Source organism: Myroides fluvii (assembly GCF_009792295.1).
In the GTDB taxonomy this organism is placed as follows: domain Bacteria; phylum Bacteroidota; class Bacteroidia; order Flavobacteriales; family Flavobacteriaceae; genus Flavobacterium; species Flavobacterium fluvii_A.
Map to the genome: position 1 here is coordinate 3,281,396 of NZ_CP039934.1, position 22,295 is coordinate 3,303,690.

General features: G+C 37.1%; 14 protein-coding genes. All 14 read left to right on the forward strand.

Annotated features, from left to right (window positions below; translation table 11 throughout):
• The first annotated feature begins 276 nt into the window (after nt 1-276).
• Entirely contained in the window at nt 277-2,832 is a 2,556-nt protein-coding gene (gene gyrA / locus FBR08_RS14580) for a DNA gyrase subunit A (protein WP_158963395.1), read from the forward strand.
• Between the two features lie 19 nt (nt 2,833-2,851).
• Nucleotides 2,852-4,111 (forward strand): tetratricopeptide repeat protein, encoded by a 1,260-nt coding sequence (locus tag FBR08_RS14585; RefSeq protein WP_158963396.1) that lies wholly within the window; start codon nt 2,852-2,854, stop codon nt 4,109-4,111.
• A 589-nt stretch (nt 4,112-4,700) separates the two neighbouring features.
• A complete protein-coding gene (locus FBR08_RS14590; protein ID WP_158963397.1) occupies nt 4,701-10,034 on the forward strand; it encodes a hypothetical protein in 5,334 nt (1,777 codons plus the stop codon).
• A gap of 30 nt (nt 10,035-10,064) precedes the next feature.
• The gene (locus tag FBR08_RS14595; RefSeq protein ID WP_158963398.1) at nt 10,065-10,787 is read left to right on the forward strand and encodes a hypothetical protein; all 723 of its coding nucleotides are present in this window, start codon (nt 10,065-10,067) and stop codon (nt 10,785-10,787) included.
• Between the two features lie 10 nt (nt 10,788-10,797).
• Nucleotides 10,798-11,499, forward strand: coding sequence for a hypothetical protein (locus FBR08_RS14600; RefSeq protein ID WP_158963399.1), 702 nt, complete (start codon nt 10,798-10,800; stop codon nt 11,497-11,499).
• 1 nt (nt 11,500) lies between these two features.
• On the forward strand, nt 11,501-12,235 hold the full coding sequence (locus FBR08_RS14605) for a hypothetical protein (RefSeq protein WP_158963400.1): 735 nt from the start codon (nt 11,501-11,503) through the stop codon (nt 12,233-12,235).
• A gap of 58 nt (nt 12,236-12,293) precedes the next feature.
• Nucleotides 12,294-13,601, forward strand: coding sequence for a gliding motility-associated C-terminal domain-containing protein (locus FBR08_RS14610; RefSeq protein WP_158963401.1), 1,308 nt, complete (start codon nt 12,294-12,296; stop codon nt 13,599-13,601).
• Between the two features lie 11 nt (nt 13,602-13,612).
• The gene (locus tag FBR08_RS14615) at nt 13,613-14,545 is read left to right on the forward strand and encodes a PorP/SprF family type IX secretion system membrane protein (protein WP_158963402.1); all 933 of its coding nucleotides are present in this window, start codon (nt 13,613-13,615) and stop codon (nt 14,543-14,545) included.
• A gap of 12 nt (nt 14,546-14,557) precedes the next feature.
• Entirely contained in the window at nt 14,558-16,510 is a 1,953-nt protein-coding gene (locus tag FBR08_RS14620; protein ID WP_158963403.1) for an OmpA family protein, read from the forward strand.
• 264 nt (nt 16,511-16,774) lie between these two features.
• The gene (locus FBR08_RS14625) at nt 16,775-17,104 is read left to right on the forward strand and encodes a hypothetical protein (protein WP_158963404.1); all 330 of its coding nucleotides are present in this window, start codon (nt 16,775-16,777) and stop codon (nt 17,102-17,104) included.
• Nucleotides 17,105-17,387: 283 nt separating this feature from the next.
• Nucleotides 17,388-18,284 (forward strand): FixH family protein, encoded by an 897-nt coding sequence (locus tag FBR08_RS14630; RefSeq protein ID WP_158963405.1) that lies wholly within the window; start codon nt 17,388-17,390, stop codon nt 18,282-18,284.
• A gap of 3 nt (nt 18,285-18,287) precedes the next feature.
• Nucleotides 18,288-20,270 (forward strand): TonB-dependent receptor plug domain-containing protein, encoded by a 1,983-nt coding sequence (locus FBR08_RS14635; RefSeq protein WP_158963413.1) that lies wholly within the window; start codon nt 18,288-18,290, stop codon nt 20,268-20,270.
• An 18-nt stretch (nt 20,271-20,288) separates the two neighbouring features.
• The gene (locus tag FBR08_RS14640) at nt 20,289-21,158 is read left to right on the forward strand and encodes an MbnP family protein (RefSeq protein ID WP_158963415.1); all 870 of its coding nucleotides are present in this window, start codon (nt 20,289-20,291) and stop codon (nt 21,156-21,158) included.
• A 53-nt stretch (nt 21,159-21,211) separates the two neighbouring features.
• Nucleotides 21,212-22,237, forward strand: a complete 1,026-nt coding sequence (locus tag FBR08_RS14645) for a cytochrome-c peroxidase (protein ID WP_394350561.1) — start codon at nt 21,212-21,214, stop codon at nt 22,235-22,237.
• The last annotated feature ends 58 nt before the right edge of the window (nt 22,238-22,295 follow it).

Here is a 22,295-nt window from a genome sequence, read left to right on the forward strand (position 1 = left end):
TTTAGAACCGCTATAACGATGAATGGATCCACCTCCTTCAAGGTCATCCCCTAAAGTAAAATCGCCATCAGTATCCTCCATATACCCCTTTAGGGTACACGATAAACTCAAAAGTCGCTAATTCGTGCCTCAAAATGACTCTATTTAGCTCGATGCGAAAAAAAAACAGAAAAATCCTGAAAAAAGTGAATTTTTCATGCCTTTAGATTGTGAAAAAACACTTTAAAAACTGTATATTAGCACGTTTAATAATGACAATTTAAATTTAATATACTTATGTCTGAAGGAGAAAAGTTGATTCCTATTAACATTGAGGAACAGATGAAATCAGCTTACATTGATTATTCAATGTCTGTGATTGTATCTCGAGCGCTTCCCGATGTTAGAGATGGCTTAAAACCTGTGCATCGAAGAGTGTTATTTGGTATGTACGAGTTAGGCGTTATGTCTAATAGAGCACATAAAAAGTCTGCCAGAATTGTAGGGGAAGTTTTAGGTAAATACCACCCACACGGTGATAGTTCTGTATATGACGCCATGGTGCGTATGGCTCAAGATTGGAGCATGCGTTATTTGCTTGTAGATGGACAAGGTAACTTTGGATCTGTAGATGGAGATAGCCCGGCAGCAATGCGTTATACAGAGGCTAGAATGAAGAAGATATCTGAAGAGATTCTTGCCGATATCGATAAAGAAACCGTTGATTTCCAATTAAACTTTGACGATACTTTAGAAGAGCCAAAAGTAATGCCAACGCGTATTCCTACTTTATTGGTTAATGGTGCTTCGGGTATTGCTGTAGGTATGGCAACTAATATGGCTCCGCATAACTTATCAGAAGTTATTGATGGAACATTGGCGTATATCGATAATAACGATATTGAGATTGACGAATTGATGAACCACATCAAAGCGCCCGATTTCCCTACAGGTGGAGTTATTTACGGTTATGAAGGAGTAAGAGAAGCTTTCAAAACAGGACGCGGACGCGTAGTAATGCGCGCAAAAGCCAATTTCGAAGAAGTTGATGGTAGAGAGTGTATCGTGGTAACGGAAATTCCGTTCCAGGTAAACAAAGCCGAAATGATTAAGAAAACGGCCGAAGCAGTTAACGACAAGAAAATTGAGGGAATTGCTACTATCCGCGATGAATCGGATCGAAAAGGGATGCGTATTGTTTACGTATTAAAACGCGATGCTATTCCAAACATTGTATTAAATACACTTTATAAGTATACACAACTGCAGTCGTCTTTCAGTGTAAACAATATTGCATTGGTAGATGGACGTCCACAAACATTGAACTTAAAAGAGCTGATCTACCACTTCGTAGAACACAGACACGATGTTGTAGTTCGACGTGCGCAATATGAGTTGAGAAAAGCGGAAGAACGCGCACATATCTTAGAAGGGTTAATTATAGCGTCAGATAATATAGACGAAGTAATTGCTTTAATACGCTCTTCAAACAATGCAGATGAAGCTAGAGCCAAATTAATTGAACGTTTTTCTTTATCTGAAATTCAAGCCCGTGCTATTGTTGAAATGCGTCTACGTCAATTAACTGGACTAGAGCAAGATAAATTACGTGCGGAGTACGAAGAAATCATGAAATTAATCAACCACTTAAAAGAGTTATTGGCAAGCAAAGAAATGCGAATGAACTTGATTAAGGAGGAGTTAAATGAAGTAAAAGCTAAATTCGGAGATGAGCGTCGTTCTGTTATTGAATATGCTGGAGGAGATGTAAGTATTACGGATCTTATCGCAGATGAGCAGGTAGTGATTACTATTTCTCACGCCGGATATATCAAGAGAACACCACTTTCTGAATATAAGACACAAAATAGAGGAGGAGTAGGACAGAAATCGGCAGGAACAAGAGATCAAGATTTCTTGGAGCATATGTATGTTGCTACAAATCACCAATATATGTTGTTCTTTACTCAAAAAGGAAAGTGTTTCTGGATGAGAGTGTATGAAATTCCTGAAGGAACAAAAGTAAGTAAAGGACGTGCTATTCAAAACTTGATTAACATCGAGAATGACGACAAAGTGAAAGCGTTTATTTGTACACAAGATCTAAAAGATGAAGAGTACATCAACAATCACTATGTTATCATGGCGACCAAACAAGGTCAAGTGAAGAAAACACCTTTAGAGCAATATTCTCGCCCGAGACAAAATGGTATCAATGCCATTACAATTAAAGAAGACGATGAATTACTAGAAGCGAAATTAACAGATGGTAAGAGTAAAGTATTAATTGCTGTAAAATCTGGAAAATTAGTTCGTTTTGATGAGGAAAAAACGCGTCCAATGGGTAGAACTGCTTCGGGAGTTCGCGGAATTACGTTAGCAGATGACAAAGATGAAGTAATCGGAATGGTATCAGTTAGCGATCTGAATAGTGAAATCTTGGTTGTATCTGAAAACGGATATGGTAAGCGTTCAGCTTTAGATGAATACCGAGAAACAAACCGTGGAGGTAAGGGAGTTAAAACGATGAATATCAGTGATAAAACGGGATTGTTAGTTTCAATTAACGTTGTTACTGATGCAGATGATTTGATGATTATCAATAAATCAGGATTAACGATCCGCATGCGTATTTCTGATCTTCGTGTAATGGGACGTGCAACGCAAGGGGTTCGTTTGATTAACATCAAAGGAAATGATTCTATTGCCGCTGTTTGTAAGGTAATGAAAGAAGAGGATGAAGAGGATCAAGACCAAGAATTTGTAGAAATTGATGGAACAGTATTAGACGTTACAGAAAATTTTGAGGATCAAGACGATGATCAAGAACTAGAAGACCAAGATCAAGAATAAAAAATAAAACAACAGAGTTATGAATAAAAAATTTGTTTATTTAGCAGCTGCTCTAATGATTTCAGGGCTTTCTATGGCTCAGAAGAAAGAGTTGAAAGATGCTGAGAAAGCAGTAAAAAAAGGAAATGTTGTAGAAGCTAATGCAGCATTGAAAGCCGTTGAAGGTGTTTTAGGTCAAGCAAATAATGACCAAAAAATTCAATTTTATTACTTAAAATCGAATTTGGCCTTTCAACAAATTGAGAAAAACCAAGATTTCGATGCCAATGTGGATCGAATGGTAGAAGCTTATAAAGAAATAGCGGCAATTGACAAAAACAATAAATTTGCGAAACAAGCAAATGAGGAGTTAGGAACAGTTGCTTCTAAAGTAATTAACAAAGCGATTGAAGATAATAATTCATCAAACTATAAGGGAGCTACTAAAAAGTTCAAGCAAGCATTTGATATCAATCCACAAGATACGTTGTATTTATATTATGCTGCTTCAACAGCAATTAGCTCTAAAGATTATCCTGCAGCAACGGCTTACTACAAGCAATTAATTGATTTGGGATATAAAGGAAATGAATCCTACTATACTGCAGTTGAAAAAGCTACAGGTGAAGTTCAAAACTTTGGTAAAGATTCTAAGATGAGAGATGTATTAGTGAAACAAGGTTCACATACAGATCCTAAATTAGTGAAAGAGGAATCAAAACGCCCTGAAATTGTTAAAAATTTAGCGCTAATCTATTACCAAGAAGGTCAATATGAGGAGGCTGAAAAAGCAATCGTTGAGGCTAGAAAATCAAATCCAGATGATACAAACTTAATGTTGACGCAAATGGATTTGTATTTGAAGTCAAATAATATGGGTAAATACGAGGAAATTGCGAAAGAAGCCTTAACTAAGAACCCCAATGACGATTTATTGTTGTATAATTTAGGTGTTACAAGTTACCAAGCAGGTAGAGTTGAGGATGCTAAAAAGTATTACGAGCAAGCCATTCGCATCAATCCGAAAAACGATAATGCTTATTTAAATATGGCCTTCATTAAATTGCAACCAGACGAGGAATTGACTAATAAGATGAATAGTTTAGGCATGTCTGCGGCAGATAATAAAAAATACGAGCAATTGCAAAAAGAAAAGAAAGCGATTTATCGTGATGCAATGAATGATTTAGAAAAAGTGTTAGCGATTAATCCACAAAACGAGGAAGCTATTCAAACACTGAAAAACATTTATCGCGCGTTAGAAATGAATGATAAATTAAAAGCTTTAGAAGCAAAATAGGTTTTAAATAAACAGGTTTAAAAAAAAAGCAGAGAGAAATCTCTGCTTTTTTTTTTATAGCGTATTCGTTGTTGATTTTTTAATCTGTAGCTAATTTTCTTATTCTTTCTAAATAACATATTTTATTTCTTGTTTTTTGTATAAAATGAAGCATTGAATTTAACTTAATCTACTTTTGGCTATCTTTCTATGTTGGACTCCTTTTTTCAGTTACAAGCGCTTTTTTCTACTTCAAGCCTTTTTTTTTGTTAAAAATCTAAAAATTGAGATTGAGAAAAATTAATTTTTTTTTAAGAGAATTATTTTACTCAATTTGCGATTGACTTATTTTGTTGCGAATCAATTTTTTTCTTTCTTCCTTTTCATCGACAATCTCATCCTTTTATGATGATATTTTGCGAATTAAATATTTTTTTATATTTTAAAGTTAAACGTGTTTTTTATGAAAAAAAATAAGTTTAACTATGTATGTTGTGTTGTTGAATATTAATATCGGTAATAATTATATTTTATTATTAAAAAATACATAATGACTGTAACTTTGATGGGTTATGATATTTTAATGTTATACAATAAAAAAGTGAAAATTATGATAAGAAAAGTTATTCCGCTATTCGCCCTGATTCTAAGTACTTCGGCCATGGCGCAAGTAGGTATCGGTACTAAAAAAGCTGCAAGTGCGGCTCAATTAGATATTGTAGCTGAAAAAAAAGGAGTTTTAATTCCTCGTGTTAAACTTGAAGTTCTGACACAGTATGCACCAATAGAAGGTGATCAAGTTGAAAGTTTATTGGTATATCACACAGGTGAGCATAATCTTAAAGCAGGATTCTATTATTGGAGAAATAATAGCTGGATTCCTTTGCTTTCAGGAGATACGGTGATTGACCGGATGAATAATACATTCACTATTGGAGCCAATCCAACAAAGAATAATGAAGAGTCTTTAATTATAACGGATACTGAGAATCACAGTGTGTATTTGGCGATTCGTGAAATCGCGAATAACAGCACCTTCGTTACGAATTTAGTTGATAACAACGAATTCATTACTAAGTTAGGAGATAGTATTGACTTCATCAATCAAATTACGAACAACAGCGAGTTTGTTGAAAATATCATCAACAAACTGAAAGGAAAGTACGGTAATGTCAATTACAATGCAACAACCCATACTTTTGTGTACTATGACGATCAAGGGGTAGAACACGCGATTGATTGGTCGAGCTTAAATACGACCAACTTGCGTTTTACCTTAGAAAATGACTTCTTGATTGTGTGGGATTCCGCCGGTGATTCGGTTCAATTGGCTGTAGCAGAAATCGCGAATAACAGCACTTTTGTTACGAACTTAGTTGATAACAACGAATTCATTACTAAGTTAGGAGATAATATTGACTTCATCAATCAAATTACCAACAACAACGAGTTTGTTGAAAATATCATCAACAAACTGAAAGGAAAGTACGGTAATGTCAATTACAATGCAACAACCCATACTTTTGTGTACTATGACGATCAAGGAGTAGAACACGCGATTGATTGGTCGAGCTTAAATACGACCAACTTGCGTTTTACCTTAGAAAATGACTTCTTGATTGTGTGGGATTCCGCTGGTGATTCGGTTCAATTGGCTGTAGCAGAAATCGCGAATAACAGCACTTTTGTTACGAACTTAGTTGATAACAACGAATTCATTACTAAGTTAGGAGATAATATTGACTTCATCAATCAAATTACCAACAACAACGAGTTTGTTGAAAATATCATCAACAAACTGAAAGGAAAGTACGGTAATGTCAATTACAATGCAACAACCCATACTTTTGTGTACTATGACGATCAAGGGGTAGAACACGCGATTGATTGGTCGAGCTTAAATACGACCAACTTGCGTTTTACCTTAGAAAATGACTTCTTGATTGTGTGGGATTCCGCTGGTGATTCGGTTCAATTGGCTGTAGCAGAAATAGCGAATAACAGCACTTTTGTTACGAACTTAGTTGATAACAACGAATTCATTACTAAGTTAGGAGATAATATTGACTTCATCAATCAAATTACCAACAACAGCGAGTTTGTTGAAAATATCATCAACAAACTGAAAGGAAAGTACGGTAATGTCAATTACAATGCGACAACCCATACTTTTGTGTACTATGACGATCAAGGGGTAGAACACGCGATTGATTGGTCGAGTTTAAATACGACCAACTTGCGTTTTACCTTAGAAAATGACTTCTTGATTGTGTGGGATTCCGCTGGTGATTCGGTTCAATTGGCTGTAGCAGAAATCGCGAATAACAGCACTTTTGTTACGAACTTAGTTGATAACAACGAATTTATTACTAAGTTAGGAGATAGTATTGACTTCATCAATCAAATTACCAACAACAGCGAGTTTGTTGAAAATATCATCAATAAACTGAAAGGAAAGTACGGTAATGTCAATTACAATGCGACAACCCATACTTTTGTGTACTATGACGATCAAGGAGTAGAACACGCGATTGATTGGTCGAGTTTAAATACGACCAACTTGCGTTTTACCTTAGAAAATGACTTCTTGATTGTGTGGGATTCCGCTGGTGATTCGGTTCAATTGGCTGTTGCAGAAATCGCGAATAACAGCACTTTTGTTACGAACTTAGTTGATAACAACGAATTCATTACTAAGTTAGGAGATAATATTGACTTCATCAATCAAATTACCAACAACAGCGAGTTTGTTGAAAATATCATCAATAAACTGAAAGGAAAGTACGGTAATGTCAATTACAATGCGACAACCCATACTTTTGTGTACTATGACGATCAAGGGGTAGAACACGCGATTGATTGGTCGAGCTTAAATACGACCAACTTGCGTTTTACCTTAGAAAATGACTTCTTGATTGTGTGGGATTCCGCTGGTGATTCGGTTCAATTGGCAGTAGCAGAAATCGCGAATAACAGCACCTTCGTTACGAATTTAGTTGATAACAACGAATTCATTACTAAGTTAGGAGATAATATTGACTTCATCAATCAAATTACCAACAACAACGAGTTTGTTGAAAATATCATCAACAAACTGAAAGGAAAGTACGGTAATGTCAATTACAATGCGACAACCCATACTTTTGTGTACTATGACGATCAAGGGGTAGAACACGCGATTGATTGGTCGAGCTTAAATACGACCAACTTGCGTTTTACCTTAGAAAATGACTTCTTGATTGTGTGGGATTCCGCTGGTGATTCGGTTCAATTGGCTGTAGCAGAAATCGCGAATAACAGCACTTTTGTTACGAACTTAGTTGATAACAACGAATTCATTACCAAGTTAGGAGATAATATTGACTTCATCAATCAAATTACCAACAACAACGAATTCATTGAAAACATCATTGAAGAGTTAAAAGGAAAATATGGAAACGTAGGGTATGATACTACGACCCATTCGTTTTTCTATTATGATGAAAACAAGCAACCCGTACCGATTAGCTGGGATGTTTTAGGAAACACAAAAATTAAAACCTTTGCTGTGAACAGTGATTTCTTAATTATTACGGATACAGAGGATAGGGAATTTAAAGTATCGATTGATGAATTAGGAGAGATCATCGCAAACAACGATGTATTCGTTACGAACTTAGTTGATAACAACGAATTCATTACTAAGTTAGGAGATAGTATTGACTTCATCAATCAAATTACCAACAACAGCGAGTTTGTTGAAAATATCATCAATAAACTGAAAGGAAAGTACGGTAATGTCAATTACAATGCGACAACCCATACTTTTGTGTACTATGACGATCAAGGGGTAGAACACGCGATTGATTGGTCGAGCTTAAATACGACCAACTTGCGTTTTACCTTAGAAAATGACTTCTTGATTGTGTGGGATTCCGCAGGTGATTCGGTTCAATTGGCGGTAGCAGAAATCGCGAATAACAGCACTTTTGTTACGAATTTAGTTGATAACAACGAATTCATTACTAAGTTAGGAGATAATATTGACTTCATCAATCAAATTACCAACAACAACGAATTCATTGAAAACATCATTGAAGAGTTAAAAGGAAAATATGGAAACGTAGGGTATGATACTACGACCCATTCGTTTTTCTATTATGATGAAAACAAGCAACCCGTACCGATTAGCTGGGATGTTTTAGGAAATACAAAAATTAAAACCTTTGCTGTAAACAGTGATTTCTTAATCATTACGGATACAGAGGATAGGGAATTTAAAGTATCGATTGATGAATTAGGAGAGATCATCGCAAACAACGATGTATTCGTTACGAACTTAGTTGATAACAACGAATTCATTACTAAGTTAGGAGATAGTATTGACTTCATCAATCAAATTACCAACAACAGCGAGTTTGTTGAAAATATCATCAATAAACTGAAAGGAAAGTACGGTAATGTCAATTACAATGCGACAACCCATACTTTTGTGTACTATGACGATCAAGGAGTAGAACACGCGATTGATTGGTCGAGTTTAAATACGACCAACTTGCGTTTTACCTTAGAAAATGACTTCTTGATTGTGTGGGATTCCGCAGGTGATTCGGTTCAATTGGCTGTTGCAGAAATCGCGAATAACAGCACTTTTGTTACGAACTTAGTTGATAACAACGAATTCATTACTAAGTTAGGAGATAATATTGACTTCATCAATCAAATTACCAACAACAACGAATTCATTGAAAACATCATTGAAGAGTTAAAAGGAAAATATGGAAACGTAGGGTATGATACTACGACCCATTCGTTTTTCTATTATGATGAAAACAAGCAACCCGTACCGATTAGCTGGGATGTTTTAGGAAACACAAAAATTAAAACCTTTGCTGTGAACAGTGATTTCTTAATCATTACGGATACAGAGGATAGGGAATTTAAAGTATCGATTGATGAATTAGGAGAGATCATCGCAAACAACGATGTATTTGTTACTAATCTAGTTGACAACCAGCAATTTATTACTAAGTTAGGAGATAGTAATGAATTTAAAACGATCATTAAAAACAATGCTCCAGCATCTGCATTAACCTTAACAGATACTACAGTCAATGTTGATGCTGTACAAGCAGGTTTCTCTTTCAACAATGGTTTGAATACCCAGACAGTGCAATTCTCAGAAAGCTTAACTGCTTTAGCTAAAGGAAAAGACGCAAATCTTTTGACTGAATACTACTTCAAGAATGAGACAGGAGGTCAAGACAGTGTTGTGATTCAGGTAACCCAAGATATCATCCAAGATTTTGAGACGATTTTAAACGATAATAGCGTAAAAATGCTTTTGCAACAATTTATTTTGGAGGCACAAGGAAATATATCTGTCGTGCGCAATACCGATGGGGATTTGATTATTAAAACACCTAGTAGTGAATTTAATTTAACCACAGAGATTAAGACAAAGGAGACGACTACAACTTTGACTTCTTCTGGAGCGGGTGTCTACGTATACAAAAACGAAGAAGCGATTAAAACCAATGGGGCTGGAACTACTATTAATGTAGTAGAAGATGTGGAAAATAATTTCCAAACCATCGTGGATAATACGAATGTAAAAAATATTTTGAATGAGTTTATAAGCAATGCTGTTGGAGTGGTAGACTATTCCTATGATGAAGTTATTAAGCCTGAGAAGTGGTTAAATACAACGAAGAAAGTAGCCGTCAGAATGTTTGATATTACGCTAGGGGTAAAGACAAATGTGGTGGAGATAACAGGCGATTTTGCTGAAGTAGTTATACACGCACGTTTGATCAATAAAACAACCAATTCGATTACGGAAGGTGTTATTAGAAAAAAGGTCGTGAATGGAAATACACAACTTGTTTTAGGTATACCAGGAATTATTACAACATACCATCCAGTAGGAACATACTACTTGATTCTGGAGTATGTGAAAAAGTAAATTGCTTAACCGAATTAAAAATACACAGTTATGATGTATAAAAAAATAATATTTTCTGTACTATTCCTGTTTTTGAGTTTTATTTCTTATGCTCAAATAGGAATAGGCACAGAAGAACCGACCTATGAATTTGAAACAAAAGGAACAGTTCGATTTCAAGATCTAGAACAACAAAGCCAATATACCCATTATAGGCAAGTTCGAAGTGACGATGAAGGGCGCTTAACAGCCATACAGTTTTATCAAAATGGCTTGATTTTTAAAAACATAGTGAAACAGTTTATGACGAATGTAGTAATCGTTCCTGTTGCTATGCCACAAGATTTAGGAGTAAAGTTAACTGTAGAAGTAGATGCGCATAGTGAAACAACTGTGATTTTGACTTACAATGTACCGATTTATTTAAATGTTAATACGGCTAGCGTATATCCGCATTTTGGAGGAGTACAATTGATCAAGACGGAGGGGATACAAACGCAAATTATGCACGGAGGATCGAGGAAATTTTCTTTTGCATTGTCTTATCCCAATGCGATTAATGAAACAAAACGCGGAATGTTTATCGATGGCAAGTATGTGGATGTGATTAAAAATACAACAAATACAAAGAAAATAGTAGAATATTCACTAAAAGGATTTACGGATGGCCCCAATTTTACAGCTTTGTTTTTTGGGGATTCTATCTCTGATTTATCCCTAAATTCAATGGGAGTAGGCGTGTTTTCTGCTATGATTTTTGATAAAAAACTTTAAAACAAAAAGGATGAGACAATTTTTTTTAACTATCACCTTGTTTGTTGTAAATGTAGGTGTCGCTCAGGTAGGTGTTGGAATTGAAACACCAGAAGTAGATTTTGATGTGAATGTGATAATGAAGGCCAGTAATCTTCCTAATGTCAGTGATCAATTAGAAACCTATAACAGAGTTTTATATGCAGATGTAGATGGAAATATTGGATATCGACAACGAATTCGCGATAGTTATGTATATAGAACGAGTTATTTTCAAAAAATGACCAGTGCGGTACAAGTTGGTCAAACACTAACTCCACTGAATTTGGCTATTACCGTCCCAATTTTACCCATGAAGAGATCTTTGATGGAAATCAACTATAGTATTGGTGTAATCAATGGAGGTACGGGACAAGGTTCTATCCTTATTAGCAAGATAGAAAATGGAAGTGAAACAATTTTATACCAAGCGACGCGTACCTATTCGTTTTCTAATGGATATGCACCTAGTGCATCTGCAAAAGGAATAGCCATATCGAATATGTATTATGACGAGGTAGAAAATAGCAGTACGAGTGTGAAGTTAGTTACCTATAAAGTGTACGGTATTCTATCGCAGCCTGCCGCTAATTCCTATTCCAACAACATATTTGGAATGTGGAGAAAAGTCAATGATGTAAAAAATTACAATTGGGGTAAAGGATCGATTAACATTACAATTTTTGATTATTAAGATGAAACAATTATTTAAAATACATTGGTTGCTTTCCTTCTTGTTCACGGGGTATCTCTTTGGGCAAGTAGGTATACACAATGAAAAGCCTGAAGCTGATTTAGATGTAAAAGGCGAAGTGAGATTGCGTAAACTGGCAAATCCCATCGAGTATAATCGAATGATTTTAGCTGATGAACATGGAAACTTAGGATACAATGATTTGGGGGAGGATGCGTATACTGCAAAAGACGTTTTGTTTAAGAATTTACCGCAAAGTGTTTCTACAACACTCGTGAATAATTCAAATGCAGTGACGATGGTACCTGTAGAATTGAATCTAGATTTGGTCGTTAAAATTGAACCGCGTACAACAGTGGCTGTCGCTTTAGAATACAATGTTTCCATCACGGGGGTATTAACTAACATCAATACTCCTGTGCCTGGTTATATGGGGATAACCTTATATCGAAGTGAAAATAATATTCAAACCGAATTAGAAGAGGGGTCGCGTAAGTTTACCTTATATAATGTACCTAAAAACTATGGATCAGAGCGACATATCACCATGCCTGTTTCAGGTAAAGCGACAGATATTTTCACGAACCTAACAACTAGTGCAAAATACATAACGTATTCAGCCAAAGGGTATGTTGAAAATGGTAGGGGAACCATGTTTTTTGGAAGTCCAGTGGGCGCTGATGAAAATTATGGAACAGGAGTGTTTATCATTCAAATTTACGAAAAAAAACTATAGCCTTTTGTATATAAACATCTTACGTGTTGTTAGACGGGATAGGATAAAAAAGAAAAACATGACAAAAATAAAATTATATACTGTAGCAGTACTCAGTTTAAGTGGTGTACTACTCTATGGACAAGAAACCCCTTCGTTGATTACCAACGAAGGACTCTTCTCCGTGTCTCCAGAAGGTGTAGTCTCGATAGAGGGAAATTTCGAGAACAGCGCATCTGGACATGTAACCAATGATGGCATGGTGATTTATTTTCACGATTTCATCAACGATGGCGCTTATGGAATTACCACCAAAGGGACTACTTCGACCACTGTATTTACGGTGGAAGGTAATCCTCAGCGAGCGAAACAAATTGCTGGAAATCAATTGGCTTCGTTTTACAACATCATTTTTGATAGCCCAGTGAGCAAAGTTGCTTTTGATTTAAAAAACAATATCGATGCAACTGGTTTGGTTGATTTTCAAAATGGAATCGTTGTCGTGGATTCGACATATAATCCCATCACGAAAGTTTCACATGGGATGTTTACCTTCAAAAAAGGAGCTACAGCTCAGCATATGGGTGACGCTTCTCACGTAGAGGGTGCGATTGAAAAGATAGGAAATGAGATTTTTGTATACCCTATAGGGGATCAAGAGCGCTATCGCCCAGCTCGAATATCAGCATCTAAAGAAGTAGGGGATGTTTTTTTAGGTCAATACGTGTATAATGATGCTGCTTTTTTTAACGCTCGTCAAAATACAGTTGGGGTGATCAATAGCATCAACGATACCGAATATTGGATTGTAGACAAGGGTACTAACGAGCAAAGTGATGTTTTGTTGACCTTAACTTGGGATGAATCAACAACTTCTGCTGCTGTATTGACTAATCCTGAAGAGGAATTGCACATTGTGCGTTGGGATGCCAAACAACAGATTTGGGTGGATGAAGGTGGTGTTGTCGATATGTCTACCAAAGAAGTGACGACTATTGGAACGGTAAAAGGTTATGGTTTTTTCACTTTGGGAACCGTTAAAAAGGACTGGATTTTAGATGGGGATATTGTAATCTACAACTTAGTTACAGCAGATGGCGATGGGAAGAACGATTATTTTATCATTGACAACATCAAGAACTATCCCAACAAAGTAGAGATTTTCAACCGTTGGGGAGCTCGTGTGTATGAGACGACGGATTACGATCCGAAAGGCGACGGAAGCACGAATGTTTTTAGAGGTTATTCTGAAGGAAAAGTCACAGTTGACAAAGGGAGTAAATTGCCAAGCGGTACGTATTACTACGTAATTACCTACGAGTACAAAGATGCCAACGGCAGTCGCATGATAAAAAAGGCGGCCAACTTACACCTTGAAACCAATTAAAAACACAAGTAATGAAAAGAAGAAACACAATAAAGCAGGTCTTGATGTGTGGGTTAGGTTTGTTGAGTTTACAACACGTTTCCGCCCAGCAAGATCCTCAATATACGCAGTATATGTATAATCCTGCCTCGATCAACCCTGCTTATTCAGGGAGTGTGAATCACTTGCAACTCTTTGGGTTGTATCGCACCCAGTGGGTAGGATTGGAAGGAGCTCCAAAAACAGCTTATCTCTCAGCTACAACGCCGCTTACCGATAACGGATTAGGCTTGGGCGTTCACTTTAAGAACGACCATTTAGGGGTGATGGATGACAACAGTTTATCCCTTGATTTGGCCTATTCAGTAGATCTAGACCACCAGTATAAATTGGCTTTTGGACTAAAGGGAACAGGGTCTTTGTTGGATGTAAACTACGATAAGTTATATATCTATGATGGCACAGATCCCATCTCAGAAAACAATATAAAAAATAAGTTTTCAGCAAACGTAGGGGCTGGGGTTTACCTTTATTCGGATAAAGCCTATGTTGGATTATCTGCACCTATGATTTTCTCTAGCACGATTTACAACGATAGCGATTATCAAGTAATGAAAGAGAAAGTTCATTTTTACGCAATGGGAGGGTATGTCTTTGATATCAATCGCGATATCCAGTTCAAACCTGCTGCTTTGGTAAAAGTAATGACCGGTGCTCCTTTGCAGGTAGATGTTACGGCTAACTTCTTGTTCTACAATAAATTTACTTTAGGAGCGGCGTATCGTTGGGATGCCGCTGTAAGTGGTTTGGCTGGATTCCAAATCACGGACGGATTATTTGTAGGGTATACGTACGATGCGGATACCAGCAAACTCTCGAAGTACAACTCGGGATCTCACGAGATCTTTATGAAGTTTGAACTATTTAATAACAACAGGAGAAAAGTCGCACCTCGATTTTTCTAAAGACCAGCCTATATGATTAGAAAAAATATATACCAAGGCCTTTTGTTTTGTTTCTTGTTTTCCAGCCTCGTTGGGTTTGGTCAAACCAGAAAAGAACGCAAAGCCGATCGCGAATACGATAATTTTGCCTATGTTGATGCCATCAAGTTTTATGAAGGTATGGTGGAAAAAGGCGAGATCAATACCTCTATTTTGAGTAAGCTAGGGGATTCTTACTATTTCAATGGCAAATTTGTCGAAGCCCATAGATGGTACGATGAGTTGTTTCAAGGGAGTTATCCCGATAAGAATATAGGGGCTTTAGACAAAGAGTATTACTACCGCTATGGTCAAACGCTCAAAGCGGTGAATCAGTTGGAAAAAGCAGATGCTGTATTACAGGAGTTTGCTGCATTAAAAGCGAATGATTCTAGAGCACAACTGTTTATCACCAATAGTGAATTGGTAGAGCAAACCATTGCCTCTTCTCGTTTTACGCTGATGAATCTCTCTACCAATAGTGAATCTTCAGATTATGGTGCTTCTTTGTTGGGCAATCGCTTGATTTTTACTTCTGCACGAGCGAGTGAAGAGATGAAAAACAAAGTACACAATTGGACCAATCAACGCTATACCAAGTTGTATGCAACGACTATTGGCGAGGACGGTAGTTTTGGAGATCCCGTGTTATTTGCCAAGGAAATTGCCTCGAAAGAGCTCAATATGGGAACTGCTGTTTTTACCAAAGATGGCAATACGATGTATTTTACCAGTAACAACGGTAGTGTAGGAGGTAAAAAAGCCCAATACAACGAGGAGGAGTCTTCCTTGTTGAAGATTTATAAAACCCGCAAACAAAGCGATGGCACTTGGGGAACCCTAGAAGCCTTGCCCTTTAACCTGGATGGATATAACACGGCGCACCCGGCGTTGACACCCGATGAGAAGTGGATGTATTTCGTTTCGGATCGCCAAGGAAGTTTAGGTCAGTCGGATTTGTTTCGCGTGAGTCTCTACGATACGGGACGCTTTGGAACCGTAGAACACTTGGGCGATAAAGTCAATACCGCAGGACGAGAAACCTTTCCTTTTATCTCGAGTGATTATATGTTGTACTTTTCCAGTGATGGTCATCCTGGATTTGGAGGGTTGGACTTGTACAAAGTAAAAATCAATCGCGACGGACAACTGGGTGTTCCGACCAACTTAGGATCGGATATCAACAGTGCGTTTGACGACTTTGGTATTTATATTGACGCAGCCACGAAAAAAGGATTTGTGAGCTCCAATAAAACGGGTGGCGTAGGCAGTGATGATGTTTATCTATTTGTGGAAAAGCCTTGTTTCCAAATGATTGACGGAGTGGTCACAGACCTTGAATCACACAAGGCAATTAGCCATGTAGAAATTGCTATTTACGACTACATGGAAAAACAAATCGATGTTGTACAGGCGGATGAACTGGGGTATTACCATTCAGAAAAGTTAGCCTGCGGACAGCAATATCGCATTCACGTGAGTAAAGAAGGCTATTTTGCGAAAGATTTCACTGTAGCGGTGGATCGAAAAATCCAACAACGCGTGAATATCGAATTGGAAATCATCGAAAAAGGAGATGACCTATTCAAGAAATTGAAACTCTCTCCGATTCACTTTGATTTCGACTCCTCGACGATTCGTCCAGATGCGGCCATTGAATTAATGAAGGTAGTCAATACCATGCTAGAGCATCCGAAATTGGAGCTTGATGTTCGATCGCATACGGATAGCCGTGGAGATGATGGATACAACATGAAGTTATCTGAACGCCGTGCGCAAGCAACCATCCAATGGATGATTAGCAAAGGAGTGAAGGCCAGTCGATTAACTGGACGTGGTTATGGAGAAAGCCAGCTAGTCAATCACTGTAGCAATAAAGTAGACTGTACAGATGAACAGCACGAAGAAAACCGTCGAAGTGAGTTTATTATTTTGAATATCAAGTAATTTAATTTTTTCATAAACCTTACTGTTAATTTCAAAAACAGGATTACGTTTACCAAGCGGATGTCATCAAAGACATCCGCTTTTTTCTTTATAGAGAAAATCATCTACTAAACTGAAGAAAAAGGCTGTATAAGTACTATATTGGACTGGCTTATTTACTTTTTCAATCCATTAATTCACAGAAACACCACCAAATTTTGTCTTTTTAAAAATATAGTTGACCTTTGTAAGGTGAAAATAGCCACTCTCATATTATCCTTATTTATGTTTTTCAAACCTGTACTACCGGTTGTGGAATATGTGGTGCTCTATGACTATATCAAAAATGAATTATGTGTCAATAAAGACAAGCCAGAACTTGAGTGTAATGGAAAATGTCACCTCAAAAAGGAGATGGCACATGCTTCAGATACTAAAACTGAGAAAAATAAAGTAAACTTTGCTTCAGCAGAAGTGCAGGTTATGTATTACCAAGCACTTGGTGTAATGAGTACAATCATTTTTAATCCTTATCGCATTACAAATGATAGCGCTGTAGCGAACTTATATTCTTTTTCACTTTCTAATTTTCTGTTCAGACCTCCTGTTTTCTAAATTAAAAATAAGAAGAGTAAATATTTTGGGTATATCAGCTTACGGATTTTGATCCATTTGCTTTGATATGGCTATGTGTATGCTGTCACCTCTTATTGCATTTTTAATTGAGTTCTCAACCCTAGGTTGTAGATCTGTATCTACAATCTTCAAAAGACGAAGCGAACTAAATACTGATGATCACTGTAATATTCAGTGCCCATATGCTTTGTTGCCTTTCATAGAAGAACGTGCGGCAAAAAAATCACAGTATAAAGGCAGCTGAAGTCATTCACTGAAAACAATGAAAAAATTTATTTATTTGCTAGCAGCGCTTTTTGTTGTTACGGCTTGTACTGTGGAAAAAACAGATTACGAAGCTGAAACAACTATTACAGTGCCGGATAATCAGGAATTTAAAGAAGTGTTTTCCATCGAGAAAACCCCGTACAAAATTAGTGTAGAAGCGCTTCAAGGTCATTTGTATCAAGGCTATAATGAAGTGCGTTTGCGAATTTTTCAGACCGATGCGAATCAGGTTGTCGAAGAAGCAAAAGCAACTTTTTTGCCTTTTTTGACCTTGTCCCAGGGTAGTAAGGAATCTTGTCCCAATTTATATGAATTGGCCTATCAAAAACAGGGTCAATATTATAAAGGATATACCGTATTTACCAAAACCAGCAAAGAAGGTACTTGGCAAGTCTTGATTCAACTAGAACTTCAAGGTCAAAAAATAGAACTGACGCAAACCATTTTGATAGAAGAGCAATCCAATAAGAATTTAAATATGACTTCTTTTATTGGTCAGGATCAAGAGGAATACAGTATTGCATTAGTTGCGCCTATGCAACCCAAAGTAGCAGAAAATGCACTTGTGGCTGGTATTTTTAAAAAGAATAAAACGGCTGTAACCTTAGATCAAGCTTATCAAATGGTTGATGATTATACCCTGTATTTGGATCCGCGAATGCCAGAGCCTTCTATGGGGAATCATTCGTCTCCAAATAACCGCAATTTGATTCAAAAAGAAGATGGCTTCTATCATGGCGTTGTCAATTATACGATGACGGGCAATTGGACGTTGAATTTTATCCTTCAAAACCAACAAGGACGCATCCTCAAAGGAACAAAAGTTCCTTTGGATTTTACGCCAGGAATTGAAGGTGTGAAGAGTGAATTGTATCTTGATATACTCTTTTAGCTTATGCGTAGTTTATCTTATTTACTGTTCTTCGCAACAGTGGGAGCTTTAGCTCAATCTACGGGTATTGAACAAGATAGTATCACTGTACTCGATGAAATTGCCGTTATGGCCAAGGCGAAAGAAAAAATCAAAACGGACTTAAAAATGGCCGTTTCAGTGGATGAGTATTTAGCCTCTTCTGAACAGATTAGCTTCATCAAACGCGGGGCTTATGCCTGGGAACCGTTGTTGAACAATATGAGTACGGAGCGATCGACCTTGACGATTGATGGCATGCATATTTTTGGTGCTTGTACAGACAAAATGGACCCTATTACTTCTTATGTAGAAAGCAATAACCTTGCTGCGATTGATATTCAATCTGGACAAGAAGGAGGAATGCACGGATCCACCATTGCAGGAAGCATTGATTTAAAGAGAAAAAACACGGCCTTTAGTCCCTATAATCAATGGACGGGAGGCTATCAAGGTGGTTTTGAATTCAACAATAAACAATACTACAACCTCGGAAATGTTTCTTTTGCTACAAAGAAATGGGCTACTGATGCAAGTATCGCCTATCGTACCGCTCAAAATTACAAGGATGGAAATAATCGAGAAGTAAATCATTCTCAATATAAAAAATGGAATACCTCCTTGGGTATTGCGCATAAAACGAGTGAATTGTCTTCTGTGCGCGTGGATGCTATTTTTGATGTAGCTAAAGATGTTGGATATCCAGCATTGCCAATGGATCTCTGGTTATCACGTGCAATTATTACTTCAATAAGCTATAAACAATTATTTGAAGATCAGCTGATTAAAGTTTGGGATACGAAAGCTTATTTCAATGCCATTGAACATTATATGGATGATACTACGCGTCCGGAAAATTTAGTTCATATGGATATGCCCGGTTGGAGTACGACCTATGGTTTAATCTCTAAGGCAGATTTCAAACAGGGAATCTATAGTTCTGAATTACAGCTTAATGTGTACAATAATCTGTCAATTGCTGAAATGCGCATGTATCCACAAGATCGAGCTAAACAAAGTATGTTTGCCTATACCTGGCCTTGGGTTACTACAACCTACGCAGGTTTATCGTTGAACAATGCCGTTCAATTATCAGAAACGAGTCAATGGCATGTTGGCGGTGGATTAGGGGTGAATTATAACAAGGCGAAATACATTGAATTCAATTGGATTTTTCATCCAGGAGCAGCCCAAGAAAAGACAAGAATTTTGCCAAGCCTTCACACCAGCTATGAAATCAAAGTTGATGCGTTTAATTTTTCACTAGGAGCAGGCTATGGCCACAGAGCTCCGTCGGTTTCTGAAGCTTATGGTTATTACATTTACAATAGCTATGATCGATATGATTACATTGGAAATCCCGATTTGAAAAATGAAGTTTCTCATGAGCTAAATGCAAGTGCTGGATACAAAGGAAAGCGCTTCGGTTTACAAGCCAAAGCCAATTACTTCTACATTAAGGATTATATCATTGGGCGTATTTTAAGCTTGGGAAGTCCGATGAACTACCAATCCATAGGAGTGAAAGGCTATACTTCTTTAGACTATGCTACGTTGTTTAACTTCTCAGTAACGGGAACCTATAATCTTTCCGATCATTTACATTGGAAAGGAAGTCTGACCTATGCAAAAGGACAAGATGACGATCAAGGCAATCTGCCATTTATTCGCCCTTTGAGCTATCAAACATCCTTGCATTATGGCTATGGTGATTTTAGCATACAAACGTCTGTACATGGAGATGCCAAACAACGCGATTATAGTCCAGAGTATGGAGAAAGTCAAACGCCTGCTTATGCCATTTGGAATGCTTCCGTTGATTATTCTTTTTATGTCAAAGATGTCAAAGCGGTGTTTCAAATTGGAGCAGAAAACCTGCTCAACGAATATTACTCTACTTATGCCGATTGGGGCAATATACCAAGAATGGGACGCAATATTTATACGTCCTTAAAACTTAATTTTTAAATAAAAACACGTAAAAAAATGAAAAATACAATAAAATATTTCGCTCTATCTGCTTTAACTTTTGCTATGGTATCATGTTCAAGTGATGACAACAGCTCAGCTGCTAACAATGTAACCTTAGCTTTTACTAATACATTTGGAGATAAAACCATTGTTTTAGGCGATGCTAATTCAACTACAGCTACGGTACATACATCAGCAGAAGGACAAGTCCATCATTTTAGCGAATTAAAATATGTCATTAGCAATATTCGTTTAGTAAAGAATGACGGAAAAGAAATTCCTTATTTTATCAATGATTTAGATCAAGGAGCAACAGTAGTTAACCAAGCGAAAGAAAGCAGTTTGAATTATGTTCTACGCGATATTCCAAAAGGAGAATACAAGCAGATTAAATTCGGATTAGGCGTGAGAAGTGACCTCAATGTTTTGAACGAAGTTCGCTTTCCGCAGTTTTACGCAGCGGCAGGAGCCAATGATACAGAGATGATGTGGGAATGGGGAACAGGGTATCGCTTTACGAAGATTGAAGGTTTTTATGAAGCTGATCACAAACAACTATCCATTCACACCGGAAGCACATTAGAAGATGGCGACAATAACGATTTAAAACAAGGAGTAGATGCTTACAGAGATGTCGTTTTAGATTTACCTGTATTCGCTCAAGTTGGAAAATCATCACCAGTCATTGCGATTAAAGCTGATTTTAATGCCCTTTTAAGTGGAAAATCAAATACGATAACACTTAGCTCAGGTACAGGATCAGATGACAATGCTACACCCAATGTGCATACAGCGGTACAAATGGTAAAATTTGTAGACAATTTAGGAGGAAATGGAACAAGCGATTTAAGCGGCATGTTTTCAATTTTACAAGTTAAAAATTAAATACCACAGGGAGTTGTTTGAAAAGACGACTCCCTTTATTTGCTATGAAAAAAATATATAAAGCAATAAAAATCAGCGTTTTACTTCCTGTTTTGGGGTTGATGTCTTGTCGTTCAGATGATTCTTATGAACCAATAGAATCGAATCCATTCGTAGATTTGATTATTCCAGCTGATTTTCCTTCACTTAATCCCGCTTTTTACAACAATCCACCCACCAAGTTTGGCGTAGAATTGGGTAAAAAATTGTTTTTTGATCCGCGTTTAAGCCGAGATAATACCATTGCTTGTGCTACTTGCCATATCCAATCTAATGCTTATGCAGATCATCAAAAACAAGCCGTTGGAATAGAAGGGAAGGTGGGGCTAAGAAATGTGCCCCCCATTCAGAATCTTGCGTTTATGCTGTATTACAATTGGGATGGGAGTAAACGCCAATTGGAAAGTCAAGTGATTGTCCCTATTATTACTCCAGAAGAGATGCATGCTTCTATTGTGGAAGTAATTGGAAAAATACAAGAAGATTCAGACTATCAAAAATTGTTTCAACAAGCTTTTGGCGATAAGCGAATTACCGATCAGCGCATTTACCAAAGTATTGCACAATATGAATACACCTTAATTTCGGCCAACAGTAAATACGATCAGGTTCAGCGCAAGGAAACGGCATTTACACCCAAAGAACAATACGGCTATGAAGTATTTCAAGTAAAGTGTGCCAGTTGTCACAGTGGTGCTTTATTTACCGATCAGACGTTTAGAAACATAGGATTCCCGATCAATAGCGATTCCAATGAAGCCGGAAGAGCGCGTGTTACAGGCGATTTAAACGATTATATGAGCTTTCGCGTTCCTTCGTTGCGCAACGTCGAATATACAGGGCCTTACGGTAGTTTTGGGCAGTTTAAAACGCTCAGCGAAGTCTTGGATTATATGGATCAGGGTGTTTTAGATGCGGATAATTTAGATCCTATTTTTAAAGAGAACGAGAACAAAATTCCGCTAACAGCCGAAGAAAAAGAAGCCTTGCTTGTATTTATGCAAACCTTGAGTGATGTGAACTTTATAGGCAGACAATAAAAAGTTGGAAAGGACTAATTTTTTATCTAGTTTCGTGAAAGAATTGTTAAATAAATAG

Bases quoted from the DNA above. Each gene is read 5' to 3' on its own strand.
- gyrA (WP_158963395.1), top strand. From the start codon at position 277: ATGTCTGAAGGAGAAAAGTTGATTCCTATTAACATTGAGGAACAGATG.
- FBR08_RS14585 (WP_158963396.1), top strand. From the start codon at position 2,852: ATGAATAAAAAATTTGTTTATTTAGCAGCTGCTCTAATGATTTCAGGG.
- FBR08_RS14590 (WP_158963397.1), top strand. From the start codon at position 4,701: ATGATAAGAAAAGTTATTCCGCTATTCGCCCTGATTCTAAGTACTTCG.
- FBR08_RS14595 (WP_158963398.1), top strand. From the start codon at position 10,065: ATGATGTATAAAAAAATAATATTTTCTGTACTATTCCTGTTTTTGAGT.
- FBR08_RS14600 (WP_158963399.1), top strand. From the start codon at position 10,798: ATGAGACAATTTTTTTTAACTATCACCTTGTTTGTTGTAAATGTAGGT.
- FBR08_RS14605 (WP_158963400.1), top strand. From the start codon at position 11,501: ATGAAACAATTATTTAAAATACATTGGTTGCTTTCCTTCTTGTTCACG.
- FBR08_RS14610 (WP_158963401.1), top strand. From the start codon at position 12,294: ATGACAAAAATAAAATTATATACTGTAGCAGTACTCAGTTTAAGTGGT.
- FBR08_RS14615 (WP_158963402.1), top strand. From the start codon at position 13,613: ATGAAAAGAAGAAACACAATAAAGCAGGTCTTGATGTGTGGGTTAGGT.
- FBR08_RS14620 (WP_158963403.1), top strand. From the start codon at position 14,558: ATGATTAGAAAAAATATATACCAAGGCCTTTTGTTTTGTTTCTTGTTT.
- FBR08_RS14625 (WP_158963404.1), top strand. From the start codon at position 16,775: ATGTTTTTCAAACCTGTACTACCGGTTGTGGAATATGTGGTGCTCTAT.
- FBR08_RS14630 (WP_158963405.1), top strand. From the start codon at position 17,388: ATGAAAAAATTTATTTATTTGCTAGCAGCGCTTTTTGTTGTTACGGCT.
- FBR08_RS14635 (WP_158963413.1), top strand. From the start codon at position 18,288: ATGCGTAGTTTATCTTATTTACTGTTCTTCGCAACAGTGGGAGCTTTA.
- FBR08_RS14640 (WP_158963415.1), top strand. From the start codon at position 20,289: ATGAAAAATACAATAAAATATTTCGCTCTATCTGCTTTAACTTTTGCT.